This is a genomic window from Moorena sp. SIO3H5 (assembly GCF_010692395.1).
Taxonomy (GTDB): Bacteria; Cyanobacteriota; Cyanobacteriia; order Cyanobacteriales; family Coleofasciculaceae; genus Moorena.
The window spans coordinates 1-13,989 of the sequence record NZ_JAAHHS010000198.1 but is presented as its reverse complement, the minus strand read 5'-3'; the positions used below and the strand labels follow the sequence as shown (position 1 = coordinate 13,989).

Genomic DNA, 13,989 nt, shown 5'->3' with positions numbered 1-13,989 from the left:
TTAGAGATGCAACGGTCATATCTTGAATATGCCATGAGTGTGATTGTGGGGCGTGCTTTACCTGATGTCCGTGATGGGCTTAAGCCCGTACATCGACGTATCCTATATGCGATGCACGAATTAGGGTTAACCCCAGATCGACCATACCGCAAATGTGCTCGTGTGGTTGGGGATGTGTTGGGTAAATATCACCCCCACGGTGACCAAGCGGTGTATGAAGCGATGGTGCGGTTAGTCCAGGACTTTTCCACCAGGTATCCCCTCCTGGACGGTCATGGCAATTTTGGTTCGGTGGATAATGATCCACCAGCAGCCATGCGTTACACCGAAACCCGACTTTCTCGGGTGGGCGCTCAAGCCCTATTGTCAGAAATTGGGGAAGCAACGGTTGATTTTATCGACAACTTTGATAGCTCCCAGCAAGAGCCAGTGGTACTCCCGGCACAATTACCAATTTTGTTGCTCAATGGTTGCTCTGGCATTGCTGTGGGCATGGCAACCAATATTCCTCCTCACAATTTGGTAGAGATAGTAGATGGCTTGATTGCTCTGATTGACCGTCCCGATTTAGCAGATGAAAAACTCTGGAAATTAATTCCCGGACCCGATTTTCCCACTGGGGGGGAAATTGTGGCAGCTGAGGGGATTCGGGATGCCTATACTACCGGTCGTGGCAGTATACCGATTCGAGGCATCACTAAGCTTGAAACCATTCAAGTCGGTCGAAAGAAACGGGTGCAGCGTAGGGCAATTGTAGTCAGTGAGTTGCCCTATCAGGTTCATAAGGCCGCCTGGATTGAAAAAGTGGCAGCGTTGGTCAATCAAGGGCGTATCGAAGGGATTAGCGATATCCGAGATGAAAGCGATCGCGAAGGAATGCGGGTGGTGGTGGAACTCAAACGAGATACTCAGCCATCAACGGTTCTCCAGCAGTTGTATAAGCAAACCCCCCTGCAAACAAACTTTGGTGCTATCCTGCTGACCTTGGTAGATGGACAACCCCGACAACTTACCCTGCGGCAGTTGTTAGAATCATTTATTAGCTTCCGAGAACAGACTCTAACCCGCCAATATACCTATGAGCATTCCCAGAAAGAAAAACGTCTTCACCTGGTAGACGGGTTACTGGCTAGCCTGAATCAGCTGGATGCCATGATTGACATTCTCAGAAATGCTCCTGATGGTACCACTGCTAAGCTTTCCCTGCAAAACCAGTTAAACTTAAGTGAAATCCAGGCTGACGCAATTCTGGCCATGCCCATGCGACGGCTAACTGGCTTAGAACGAGAAAAGTTAGAGACCGAGCGTGAGGAACTTTCCCAGCGCCTGGAACAGCTGCAACAATTACTCAATGATCGGCGGGAATTGCTCAAAGCCCTCAAGAAAGATTTGCGTACGCTTAAACGCAAGTACGGTGATCCTCGCCGTACCATAATCAACTCTATTGCTTCAACTGAAAAACAGCTAGAACAACCGACAGCTCCTCAACCCAGGAGTAAGAAATCTGCTCAACCCCAAAAAACTCCTGATACCCTACCTAGTGCTCCAGCTGAGCCAGAACAAACACTTCTAGAATTTACTTACCAAGGATATGTACAGCGGCAAAGTGCCACAACACAGCCAAAATTACCCAAGTTAATTAAACAAGGAGAGGACTTTGTAGTTGAGGCTCAGCTGCTGCTCACCACACACGAATTAATGGTAATCACTGGTTCTGGCAAAGCCTACCCAGTCAAAATTAGAGATATTCCACCAGCAGCTGGACGCAAGCAGGGCATTCCCTTAGTAAAGTTGCTGCCAAATTCGGCTCAATCAGAAACAGTTGTGGCTCACTTTAGGGTGCCAGATGACGTAGAAAACTTCACCCTAGTGTTGCTGACTCACCAAGGTAAAATTAAGCGTGTATCAGTGTCTGAGTTGACAAAACTAACGAACCGTGGTATGTTGCTTACCAAATTCAGAAATGAAGATCAGCTACTGTATGCTAACCTGTTTACTAATACAGCTGCACAAGTGGTGGTAGCAACTAGTAATGGACGGCTGTTGCGCTTTGAGATTAATGACAAACAGTTACCCATTATGGGACGCAGCGCTCAAGGTAATCAAGCCTTGCGGCTAAAGGGTAAAGAAAAGCTGGTTGGCTGTGCTGTGCTAGGGGAAGAGGAAAACCTCTTACTGGTGTCTGAGCAGGGGTATGGAAAGCGCCTCCCCGTGCAGGCGATCAGGTTGGCTAATCGGGGAGACCTGGGAACTCAAGCGCTACAGTTTAAAACCGCTAAAGATGGTTTGGTCAGCATGGTCACCGATTCCATCGCCAATGAGGTCATGGTAGTTACTTCTTTTGGCGGTAAGCGTTTAGCAATGGAATCGGTGCCGATTTGGGGGAAAGATGGCACAGGCGATCCCATTGCCAAACTCAAGCCAGACGAAAAAATCATCAGCGTTGCTCCTCTGGTTCAGGAGTTAACTGTTTAACTGGTTCAGGAGTTAACTGTTTAACTGCTTCGGGAGTTAACTGTTTAAGGCGATATCCCACACTGTGAACGGTTTCAATCAAATCTCTGGGTGCGCCAGCTAATCTCAGTTTGCGCCTCAAACTTTTGATGTAAGCGTTGACCGTCTCCTCTTCGGGAGGGTTTTCAAAAGACCAGACGTGCTCGATAATTACACTACGAGTCAGTACCCGCCGACCGTTGCGCAGGAAAAACTCCAGTAAACTATACTCCTTACGGGTAAAGTGGATAAGTTGGTGAGCATAGCTTACTTCATAGGTACTCGGGTCAAGACGCAAATCCCCCCACTTAAGTACTGGTGGTGCGATAGATTGACCTCGGCGCAGCAAAGCTCGAATCCGAGCAAATAATTCTGGTAAGTCAACTGGCTTAACTAGATAATCATCAGCCCCTGCATCTAGACCCTTGACTTTATCATTAGTGGTATCGCGACCCGTCAACATTAAAATCGGCATTTGATTGCCTTGGGCTCGCAATTTTTTACAAACACCAAAGCCATCGAGCTTGGGCAAAGTCACATCTAGGACCATCAAGTCATAATCAAGCATTTGGGATTGCTGGCAAGCAATTTCCCCATTGGTAACCATATCAACCACATAACGTTGGTTGGTGAGGGCTTCGGATAAATTTTCAGCAAGGAGAATATCATCTTCCACTAACAAAATTTTCATTGAAGAAGTTTTTTTGTTAAAAATGACTGATAAGAGTACATAGGTAAAGTCTAAAAGACATTGGAGTGGCGATTCTACGTCAAGACTAACTTATGTTACTCTCGTTGCTCCAGTTTCTGGGTAGATCACCAACATTTAAGTTGACAGTAGTCACAACCACTGTTCATAATTATCAGGTGGATAAACTTTAGCATTCAAAATAAACCCTTGGCTAACGTTGTTGTAATTGGTGCCCAGTGGGGCGATGAAGGAAAAGGCAAAATAACAGATCTGCTGAGTCGTTCAGCAGATGTAGTCGTCCGTTACCAGGGGGGCGTCAATGCTGGGCATACAGTTGTTGTTCAAGGTCAAACGTTTAAACTACACCTGATACCTTCTGGAATTTTGTATCCGGATACAGAGTGTATTATTGGTTCCGGTACAGTTATTGACCCAGAAGTTTTAATTGCCGAACTTGACCAACTTGAAAAACTGGGCATTTCCACTAAAAATCTGCTGATTTCAAACATAGCCCATGTCACGATGCCTTATCATCGATTGATTGACCAAGCATCGGAAGAGCGCCGGGGTAGCCAGAGAATTGGTACCACGGGTCGTGGGATTGGTCCGACCTATGCGGATAAATCAGAGCGTGCTGGTATTCGGATCATTGACCTGATGGATCCGGAAGTATTGGTAGAGAAGTTAACCTGGACGATTAATTATAAGAACGCTATTTTAGAGAAGCTCTATAATCTAGCGCCGTTAGACCCAGCTGTTGTGATCAAGCAATACCAGGAGTATGCTGAACGGCTAAGCTCTTATGTGGTCGATAGTTCCTTGAAGATTTATGAGGGGATTGAGCAAAAACGCAATATTCTGTTTGAAGGCGCTCAAGGCACACTGCTAGATTTAGATCATGGCACCTACCCTTATGTCACCTCTTCCAATCCAGTTGCTGGCGGAGCTTGTGTGGGTGCTGGTGTAGGACCGACAATGATTGATCGGGTGATTGGTGTGGCAAAAGCTTACACAACCCGAGTCGGAGAAGGACCGTTTCCCACAGAGATCCAAACTCGAGAAGGAGAGTTACTTTGTGAGCTAGGATCAGAATTTGGGACAACCACCGGTCGCCGCCGCCGTTGTGGCTGGTTTGATGCCGTCATTGGTCGCTATGCTGTTCGGATTAATGGTCTTGACTGTCTAGCGATCACCAAACTGGATGTACTCGATACCTTTGAAGAAATTAAGGTGTGCGTGGCCTATGACATTGACGGTGAAATCAGTCGGGAATTTCCTAGCAGCACTAGCGTGTTTTCCCGATGCCAGCCTGTTTACAAAACCCTATCCGGTTGGCAAACATCTACTTCTGAATGTCGGTCTTTAGATGATTTACCAAAGGAAGCCTTGGATTATCTTAAATTCCTGGCAGAACTGATGAAAGTTCCCATTGCGGTGGTTTCCTTAGGAGCCAGCCGTGACCAGACAATTATTGTGGAAGACCCAATCCATGGTCCAAAGCGAGCACTATTGGATGCTAGCGGTACACCGATAACTTCGGGAGTTTAACTGCGTTAGGGTGTCAGGGCGTCAGGGTGTCAGGGTGTCAGTCGGAGAGTTTGAATGTCACTAGTTTCCGATTCGATTAAACAGCCTGACTAACCATTGAGGTCAGCACCTCCCTCGGTGGCGGAATCGACCGGTAGCTGACCCAGAATCGCCATTAATTTGGCTACGTTATCTCGAAGAGTTAAAGTCCTACCGATGAATGTTACTGTAGAATGTCAAAAGCGACCAGAAGGTAGTAAGCCGAGAGCCTTACGCCGTTCTGGCTTGATTCCCACCGTGCTTTATGGTCACAATGGTGCAGAATCTGTATCCCTAACTATGACGGCTAAAGCAGCAGAAGACTTGCTTAAAACAGCCTCGGTTAATAATACCCTGATAGACCTCTCTATTCCTGATATTTCCTGGAATGGTCCAGTGCTCCTGCGGGAGATACAATCTCATCCTTGGAAAAATTCCCTTTACCACCTCAGTTTTTTCTCGGTGGCTTCTCAAAATAAAGTAGAGGTTGTTGTACCTCTGAAGCTAGTGGGAGAATCCGTGGGAGTTAAGCAAGGTGGAATTTTGCAGCAAAGGCTTACAACAGTAAAAGTGCAATGTCCCCCAGATAAAATTCCCGAAACCATTGATATTGATATATCAAATTTGGAACAGGGTAAGATGTTCTACATTAACGAGTTAGTCTTGCCAGAAACAGTTCAGGTTATGGATGATCCTAAATTAAGTGTTCTTGCTATCACGTCTAAATAAAGCGTTGCAGAATACAGGTAAGCATTAAGCTATCAGCAGTCAGCCGTGAGCATTAAGCTCAGGCTACGCGCACGGCTTAATGCTTAGCTTAAATCCTATTTTGTTAATTGGCGATTGAGCAGTGAGAATTTTGACTGAGAATTTTCAATTGATGAATAATAGTCCATCATAAGTATTGAACCGAAAACAATATCATTACTTTATACAGCAATGATAGAGCAATGATAGCTTGGTTATAGTTGTCTGGTAAGCTATCAGCTATCAGCGGTCAGCGATTAGCGCTACGCGCACGCGTGCGCGTTCAGCTATTAGTTTTTGAATAAAACAGGTTAGCATTCGAATAATGCTGAGTTATGTCACAGCGTTGAAGCCTGTGCCAAAAACTAGAAGCCTGTGCCACAAAGCTGACGGCTGACTGCTGACTGCTGAATGCTTACGTTGTCTGATTAAGCCAGGGGAGAGTTAAAATTTCCCTGGATTTTTTATGAATGATTAGTGGGATTGGAAGAAAATGACAGAAAACTCTCAACAGTCAAAACCTATTGATGTCTTTGGTGTCGGAAATGCTTTAGTCGATATTTTGGCACTGGTGGATGATGATTTTATCCGGGAACATGACCTGAATCGAGGGGCAATGACTTTGATGGATGCCCAAAAGCAGGGTATGATTCTACAAAATCTTGAGCATGTTTCTCTGGAACTGAGCTCAGGAGGCTCCGCTGCTAATACTATGATTGCGATCGCTCAAAGTGGTGGTAAAGGCTTCTATTCCGGTAAGGTCTCTAGAGATACCAATGGGGAATTTTACCGACAAGACTTATTGAAGGCAGGGATCCAGTTTGATGTGCATCCAGCTGAGCTATCTAGTGGTCCAACTGGTACCTGTGTGGTTCTAACTACCCCTGATGCTGAGCGTACTATGTGTACTCATCTGGGAGTGTCTACTACTTTGGCTCCTACTGATATTGATGTAGAACGACTCAGCCAATGCAAATATAGCTACGTTGAGGGCTATCTCTGGACGGGGGATGACACTCGCAAAGCTTGTATTGAGGCGATGGAACAGTCCAAGCTAAAAGGAGTAAAGAGTGCTTTTACCTTTTCCGACTTCTTTCTAGTAGAAAATTTTGCTGATGATTTCCGTAACTTGATTACAGATTATTGTGATGTGGTCTTCTGTAACGCGGCAGAAGCACAGCACTTCTGTGGAGTGGAATCCTTGTCTGATTGTGCTAGTAAAATAGGCGAGTTAGTGGATACAGCTTTTATCACTGATGGCTCTAATGGTTGTTTAGTGGTGGAAAATAAAACAATTTTCGAGGTGCCTGGATTCCCAGCTAAGGCCGTGGATACCGTAGGAGCTGGTGATGCCTTTGCCGGTGGTGTGTTGTTTGGAATCACTAATGGTTTGACCACTAAGCAAGCAGCACGTTGGGGAAACTATTTTGCTTCAAAAGTAGTACAAACTTATGGTCCACGTCTGGAGGGATCTCAGGCTGAGTCTGTCAAGGAAGTTGTTGGTAGCGATTAAGCTATTGTGTAGAGCAGTTTTCAATTGGGTGAGTTGTAGCGCCATTAAAGTTAGAACATTGATACAAGCGCACAAGCTGTTTTAGTCAACGTTTAGGTGCGACCCAAAGGTCGCACCTTGTTGTTGGAGTAAGCTGTTATGGAATCAAAATGCCACAGGATTAGCGATCGCAGTTTCTTGTCGGGTTTGGTAATTCTGTAATTTTTGAGAGGTTTGGCTGTCCTCAAACTAAATCGTAGTTTCTTCATTAACAACCTGTAAAACACTGTTGTACGGTGATGTATCACTAACAATAATCACAACCTGCCCATCTCCCGCAGATTCTTAATATCTTGTTCCAAATCTTCTACACCATAATGAACTGGGATTTGACGGCTTGCTAGTAGATGTTGAAAAGCAATACGATTAATCCCAGCAAATCGACTGGCTTGAGCAAGGGTAAGTTTTTCTTTTTGAAACAGCAAAACGGCAATTTCTTGTTTCATTTCAGCTTCAGTCATTCGAGTCGCGGTTAGAAGTTCATCAGAGATAATAATACTCATAGCTACAATTTTATTGATTATCTTTATGCTAAGGATGTTTAGAACTTGTAGATTGGGTTGACCCAAGGAAACCCAAGGACTCAAGACTATACTAATTTACTTCCTGCATCGCTGCTGAGAATGTCTGGAGTTTAGACTAAGTCGCTACCTTAATATGCGTTCGCGTAGCGGAAAGCGGTAGGATCGATTGCAATCAAACGGTCGGCTGCACGGCGTTGTTGTGCTGCTCGTGCCAACGAGGTTGTTTCAAGGGGCTTGAAATTATTTGCCTGCCAGTTTCAGTTTGCCTGCGTCGCACATCATCACAAATTGCTTGTAAGTCGTAGTTAAAAGACTTGGCATGTTGTTCTCGAATTTTGTGGATTTCTTCGAGAATTTCATCGAAATTTATCTGGTCAAGGGTCGCTGTTTCAATGACCAGGATGCAATCCTTGTTTTGTAGGTGAGGATTTTGCTGAGTGTATTCAGTAGAGATAGTTATTGAACTAACAGATTGCTGCTTGAGGCTACTGATTTTATCAATCAGGGTTTCGAGGATGAACTGTTCAGGGGAGATGCCAAGGCTTGTAGAAATTTGTTCTATTTCTTGTTGCAGTTCAGGGGAAAGGTTCATGGGAATGCCTTGGCTAGGAATACCCTTAGTCTATCCTCTAATCCAATCTGGAAAGGAACTTTAGCCAGCATTTTGAGCCAACTGCTTCAATATCTTCTCAACCTCTCGTGGGTTGCGAACTCCCAGAAACCCTATCTCCTCACTCCGTTGATGTCCATGATTGTCTTTCCATCGTCGAATTGTGATCACCAAATCACCCGAGCCATCTGCTCTCTCTTTCCGATATATATCTTTTAGTTGATCGGGTAAGTAGCTTCTGATAGTAGTTGTAGACCAACCGCCTTGAATAGAGATAGCTCGTTTATCTGTAATCAAGTAAACTGTTTTTCGTGCTGCTTGCCATACCCATAGGGGACTAGACAGCATCCCAAAACCAATGAGGACGAAAGGTAAACCAAAAAGGGCAAGAAGTTTGAACCCTAATAATGCGCTCCACATCCAAAATATGGCAAAGCTCGTCCAAGGAATACCGAACAAAACAATTGGGATAGAAGATGCTGTAAAAAAACGAGGTACAGGCTGCTCGACCCATCTTATATATTCTCGGGGTTCAAGCTCGTTATCTATTTTTATGCGGAGTTCTTTGGGTATTTTTAAGTTAATTACCATCAGGAGTGTCTTTGCTTCCTGGAAACCTGTATAGGATCAATCGAAGCACTAAATATGCACTACATCTGCTCTGAATTAAAAAAATTAGGAAATCTCGTTATCCAGGAGAATCAAGTGTTGGCTAAAAGCCATCACTATGTAATACTGAATTCACCTGGACACGAGAAAAAATATAGGAATAGTTTAATCTAATTATATCTCATAATCAGGAATTTGGACTACAATCGGGTAGCCGCGCCCAAATACCAAGATGGTAAGATTAGTTTATTATCTTGTGCCTAATTACAGTAGTTTGGATCTAAAAGAACGTCTAATCACCCACCTAGGTCAGATAGTACGCGGACGCGATCCGTATATCGCATCTGGGGGACATTTATATGTCCAGGAGTACATCCGCCAAGAATTAGAACAGTGGGGAAGCGTTGAAATTCACGAGTTTCAGGTGTCGGGAAAAACCCATTATAATCTGATTCTGAATCTACCGGGAAAAGAGGCGAAACCGCAACAGTTTGCTCCGATTTTAATTGGCGCTCACTATGATGCGGTACCTGGAAGCCCAGGAGCAGATGATAATGCTACCGGTGTAGTGGTGCTCTTGGAGTTAGCAAGAGCCTTTGCCACTCAAGCGCCTACACACCCAGTCAGACTGGTAGCATTTGATATGGAAGAGTATGGATTGCTCGGAAGTGCTGCCTATGCTGCCTATTTAAAGGAACAACAGCAACCCTTGCGGTTAATGCTGTCTTTGGAAATGTTAGGGTATTGCGATCGCACTCCCAATTCCCAAACCTACCCACCAGGACTAAAGTATTTTTACCCCAATCAGGGGGACTTCATTACCTTAGTGGGAAACTTGACAACAATCCTTGACTTGAGGCATTTAGCTCGCCGTATCCGCCAAGCTGGGATCCCTTGTCAGTGCTTACCACTACCATCACGAGGAATAATCGTTCGTGAAACCAGATTCAGTGACCACGCTCCATTTTGGGACCAAGGTTATCGAGCTTTGATGGTAACCGATACAGCATTTCTGCGCAATCCCCATTACCATAAACCAAGCGATCGCATTGATACCCTAGATTTAGATTTTCTCACTGGTGTCTGTCGCGGCTTAATCGCTGGTGTTGGTAATCTTGTCTAGGGGAATCGGGAATCGGGAATCGGGAATCGGGAACAGGGAACAGGGAACAGGGAACAGGGAACAGGGAACAGGTAACAGGTAACAGGGAATCGGGAATCGGGAAGAAGTCTTGAAAACTACTTCTTCCCGATGTTCCCTAAATACCCAGAACTATGTACTTAACAAAATCCCAAACCCCTATAAGAGTATTAATCACCAATTGGGTTAACATCTCCGACAAACCTCAACAAGTCTGTCATAGTAAATGTTCCTGGTTTTTCAGAAGGAAGTATTGGTGTCCACTGGGAGCAACGGGATAAAAATGAGTTGCGATCGCCTTCGATCAGACCAACAAAAACTTCCGCCAAAATACGGCTTCCTACATCCCCCAAACGCACTGATTTACCTTGGATTTGGGCTTCTTTGAGGATATAGTACCACAAGGGTGACTTAAAATCAAAACCAAACTGGGCGGCAACATTGCCATCTTGCCCTGTGGAGATCTCCTCCTTACTCAAGGGCTCGAATCCCATGCAGCGAGCCACATCTTGACCAGCAGGTAACCCAAGGTTACGACCACGCAACAGATTTCTCACCGCTAGGGAACTAGGTGGTGGAACATTAGGCAAATTCTTGAGGGGGTCAACTAGAAATGGATCAAGTTGGCGGCTCAAGTTAACCGGTACATTAGAATCGATCGGGAAGAAGCGACGCCAGTCAATTATCCAATCACTGGGAATTGGAACAATTTGACCGGATTGAGCAGTGAATAAAAACAGCAGTTGTAAGGTTGCAGGAGTTACCCCACCAGGACGAGACGTAAACACTCGGTTGTAGTCATAATCCGCACGAATCATGCTGTGTCCGAGACGGTAAGCTGCTACAGAGAACTCCACAGGCATGAACGGCTCCTGACCAAACTTGAAGAAGCGCCGACCGCCTTTAAGTACTTCTTTTAGCTGCTTCTGGTCAATGACGCGAGACAAGAAGTCGAAAAGTACAATCCACTGATAGTGCCAAACTACCAATTCTCGGGCTGCCTCAAAGGTAGACTTGCCCATGATAGAGTCTGATTGAATGCTGCCATCACGGATGCCCTCAACTATCTTATTGTGAAACTTCAGAAAAGCTAGGTGGGTCTGGGCAACAATTAAATTTTCATCATTACGTGGGTCACCAATGATGGCCAGAGTACTAGGAGAACGAGGCAGATCGTTGGGCAGTTCTGTGGCAATAGAGGGATCGCCACCACCAGGTTGTTGGTTGGTTTTGCCAATTAAAAACAGATCTGAGTCATCGATTTGGTAGAGATACGGTTGAACCTCAGGACCAGAACCATACATACTATCAAGATCCAGCTTTGGCGTGCGAAAATTTTTCACCGCCAAGGGGTCAACCATCATATCTCCGAGAGCAGTGGTATCGAAGGTAATGTCATGATCGATGAATTGACCCAAATAAGTGTAACCAGCAGGTACATTGATATTATCCCCCTTGGGATTATTAGGGTCAGTATCATTCATGGCGTTCCCCAGCTGAGTCAAACCCTCTTCTGAAGGGGTGAAAGCAGGTAGATTGGGAAACATTCTGCCAAACTTACCTGTGGGGGCAAATTCACTGAGGGGTTGATGCTCACCCTTACGAGGGCCAAATCCATGGCGTCTTAACATAATTCTGCTGCTCTTATAGCTGTTTTTGTGGTTTATATATCCACTATGAGCTACCAAACGGATTAATAACAGTACCCTCGAGGGTGAAATTTTTTGCAACGATATGTTGTATAGTGCTACGGGCAAGTCAGAAGTCAGAAGTCAGAAGTCAGAAGTCAGAAGGTGGGCAGTGCATCAAACCGACCAGATCAGCTCGGCTTTGGGCGTTAAGCACCTAAACAAAATTAATTACCTACTCCGAATCTCTGTAACCCTTACATTGTAAGGCTTTGAGTTTTAGAAAATGGGTAATTAATTTTGTGCACCTGCTTACTACAGCAACTAGTTGCCATGGATAAGGTCTAAACTGGGTTGTTAATGACCAAAGACCCTGAGGGCGCAAGCTCCTGGATTCTATCCATGGGGTTAGCCCGAACAGGAATTTATTCCCTAACTGCCCGGAAATTTTAGTCCTAAGATATCGACTATAATAGAAAGCAATGCATCAATACCAAGGAGGTGATTTTAAGTGTTGGTTATGGAATTCAAGGCTGTCCTTCAAGAGCCTCAAAAGTTGGCAATAAATGAAGCCATTAGAACGGCTCGTTTTGTCCGTAACAAGGTACTTCGGTATTGGATGGACAATCGTGGAACAGGGAAGAAAGAACTCTATCGATACAACACTCAAATAAGGGAAGAGTTTGAATTTGTTAAAGACCTCAATAGTCATGCTTGCCAAGCCTCTGTTGAAAACGTAGAACGTGCTATCAAACGTTTCTTCGATAACTGCAAAAATAAAATTCCTGGAAAGAAGGGTTATCCTCGTTTCAAGAAACATTCTAGGTCAGTGGAGTATAAGCAATCTGGATGGAAGTTATCCCCAGATAAGAAGTCCATAAAATTCACCGACAAGAAGGGTATCGGAAAAGTCAAGCTCAAGGGTAACTGGGACTTGTGGAGATTCGAACAAAAATTAATCAAGCGAGTTCGGATTGTCCAAAAAGCCGATGGTTACTATGTCCAGTTTTGCGTCAAAGTAGACAATTCAGAACCATTAGAAGCCACTGGCTTTACTGTTGGATTGGACGTAGGCTTGAAGGAGTTTTATACCGACTCTGACGGATACTCTGAACCTAATCCCAGGTTTTACAAAAAAGGTGAAAAGCGCGCCATATTTTATCAACGTCGAGTTTCTCGAAAAAAGAAAGGCTCTGCTAACCGTAAAAAAGCAATTAATAGACTAGGTAGGACACACCTTAAAATAAGTAGACAACGTGAAGAGCACGCCAAGAGACTGGCGCGCTGCGTAATCCGGTCTAACGACCTGGTCGCCTACGAAGATTTAAGAGTTAAAAACCTGGTTAAAAACCACTGTTTAGCTAAGTCTATTAACGATGCAGGTTGGTACCAATTTCGAGAGTGGTTAGAGTATTTCGGCCAAAAGTTTGGTCGGATAACTGTCGCAGTTAATCCAGCCTACACAAGCCAAAATTGTTCCAGCTGTGGTGAAGTTGTCAAGAAATCTTTATCGACTAGAACCCATGCCTGTAAATGCGGGTGTCGGCTGGATCGTGATCACAATGCTGCTAAAAATATCCTAACCAGAGCCTTGGGTACCGTGGGGCACACGGAAACTTATCAAAACGCTTGGGGAGATCTGTCCTCTACTCTTCCTGGTTCCGGCCTGGTTGAGCAAGACGGGTCTGTGAGCCAAGAATCCCCTGCCTTCTAGGCATGGGGAGTGTCAATGCTATATCGATGTCTGTTTCATCGTAATCATCCACTAAAACCATTAGGAGCAACTTATGAGCGTTGTGGCTGCGAGAAAATATCCTGATAAACTAGTTTTTGCCTCCGATAGCATTCGGCTGTCAGGATACCTCAAGCAAACTCACCGGGTGACTGGGGATGAGTGGGGCAAGCTATTTGAAATCAATAACATGATTATTGGCGGCGTGGGTTATACCATGGAACTGAGTTTTATGCAAATATTTGCCAGAAACCATTCTCCAGCCGCTCCTACCGTTGAGGCTGTTCTCGATTTTATTGTGGAATTTTATAGTTGGGCAAAGGATAAAGACGATACCTTTGGTCGCAGAAATGAATATTTGTTAGCAGTAGAACAGGATATTTTTTGTATCAGTGATGGCTATCTCGTAGATAAAATTAATGAATTTGGTGCCATTGGTGCTGGACAAGATTATGCTCTGACCGCAATGTATTTAGATAAAACCCCTGAAGAAGCGGTAGCGATTGCTAATGAGCTTTGTGTGTATTGCTCTCCTCCGATTAATGTGATTACTAAGGAAATCAGCGACATCTGACTTGGGTATAGTGCTGAGTACTAAGCTTTTTTGACGGTTGACGGTTGACGGTTAACTGTAAACCAGACCCTGCAAACCAGAGATTAGTACCCAGCACTAAAAACTCAGCTTAATCCTGTTTA

General features: G+C 44.7%; 13 protein-coding genes. 7 read left to right on the top strand and 6 right to left on the bottom strand.

Annotated features, from left to right (window positions below; all coding sequences use genetic code 11):
- On the top strand, positions 1-2,475 hold a 2,475-nt coding region (locus F6K52_RS20495; RefSeq protein ID WP_293081756.1), incomplete at its 5' end, for a DNA topoisomerase (ATP-hydrolyzing).
- Here F6K52_RS20495 and F6K52_RS20490 read toward each other — a convergent pair.
- Positions 2,438-3,184, bottom strand: coding sequence for a response regulator transcription factor (locus F6K52_RS20490; protein ID WP_293081753.1), 747 nt, complete (start codon positions 3,182-3,184; stop codon positions 2,438-2,440). The genes F6K52_RS20495 and F6K52_RS20490 overlap by 38 nt on opposite strands.
- Before the next feature lie 207 nt (positions 3,185-3,391).
- Between F6K52_RS20490 and F6K52_RS20485 the strand changes: the two genes are divergently transcribed.
- From F6K52_RS20485 to F6K52_RS20475, 3 genes are all read left to right on the top strand, one after another.
- The gene (locus F6K52_RS20485; RefSeq protein WP_293081750.1) at positions 3,392-4,732 is read left to right on the top strand and encodes an adenylosuccinate synthase; all 1,341 of its coding nucleotides are present in this window, start codon (positions 3,392-3,394) and stop codon (positions 4,730-4,732) included.
- A 195-nt stretch (positions 4,733-4,927) separates the two neighbouring features.
- Positions 4,928-5,479: a 50S ribosomal protein L25/general stress protein Ctc gene (locus tag F6K52_RS20480; protein WP_293081747.1), complete on the top strand. Its 552-nt coding sequence runs from the start codon at positions 4,928-4,930 to the stop codon at positions 5,477-5,479.
- 511 nt (positions 5,480-5,990) lie between these two features.
- Entirely contained in the window at positions 5,991-7,010 is a 1,020-nt protein-coding gene (locus F6K52_RS20475; RefSeq protein ID WP_293081743.1) for an adenosine kinase, read from the top strand.
- Between the two features lie 92 nt (positions 7,011-7,102).
- Here F6K52_RS20475 and F6K52_RS20470 read toward each other — a convergent pair whose 3' ends face one another.
- The 4 genes from F6K52_RS20470 to F6K52_RS20455 form a co-directional block, all read right to left on the bottom strand.
- On the bottom strand, positions 7,103-7,258 hold the full coding sequence (locus tag F6K52_RS20470; RefSeq protein ID WP_293081741.1) for a hypothetical protein: 156 nt from the start codon (positions 7,256-7,258) through the stop codon (positions 7,103-7,105).
- A 48-nt stretch (positions 7,259-7,306) separates the two neighbouring features.
- Positions 7,307-7,552, bottom strand: a complete 246-nt coding sequence (locus F6K52_RS20465; protein ID WP_293081739.1) for a UPF0175 family protein — start codon at positions 7,550-7,552, stop codon at positions 7,307-7,309.
- A gap of 193 nt (positions 7,553-7,745) precedes the next feature.
- On the bottom strand, positions 7,746-8,165 hold the full coding sequence (locus tag F6K52_RS20460; RefSeq protein WP_293081737.1) for a hypothetical protein: 420 nt from the start codon (positions 8,163-8,165) through the stop codon (positions 7,746-7,748).
- A gap of 60 nt (positions 8,166-8,225) precedes the next feature.
- Complete coding sequence (locus F6K52_RS20455; protein ID WP_293081733.1) at positions 8,226-8,774, bottom strand: hypothetical protein; 549 nt, start codon at positions 8,772-8,774, stop codon at positions 8,226-8,228.
- Between the two features lie 274 nt (positions 8,775-9,048).
- On the opposite strand from F6K52_RS20455, the gene F6K52_RS20450 reads away from it, so the two are divergent.
- Positions 9,049-9,915, top strand: coding sequence for a M20/M25/M40 family metallo-hydrolase (locus tag F6K52_RS20450; protein ID WP_364418770.1), 867 nt, complete (start codon positions 9,049-9,051; stop codon positions 9,913-9,915).
- A 188-nt stretch (positions 9,916-10,103) separates the two neighbouring features.
- Here the strand turns inward: F6K52_RS20450 and F6K52_RS20445 are convergent, their stop codons facing one another.
- Entirely contained in the window at positions 10,104-11,564 is a 1,461-nt protein-coding gene (locus F6K52_RS20445; RefSeq protein WP_293081724.1) for a heme peroxidase family protein, read from the bottom strand.
- Positions 11,565-12,072: 508 nt separating this feature from the next.
- On the opposite strand from F6K52_RS20445, the gene F6K52_RS20440 reads away from it, so the two are divergent.
- The gene (locus F6K52_RS20440; RefSeq protein WP_293081719.1) at positions 12,073-13,275 is read left to right on the top strand and encodes a transposase; all 1,203 of its coding nucleotides are present in this window, start codon (positions 12,073-12,075) and stop codon (positions 13,273-13,275) included.
- Positions 13,276-13,348: 73 nt separating this feature from the next.
- The gene (locus F6K52_RS20435) at positions 13,349-13,867 is read left to right on the top strand and encodes a hypothetical protein (protein ID WP_293067992.1); all 519 of its coding nucleotides are present in this window, start codon (positions 13,349-13,351) and stop codon (positions 13,865-13,867) included.
- Positions 13,868-13,989 lie beyond the last annotated feature (122 nt).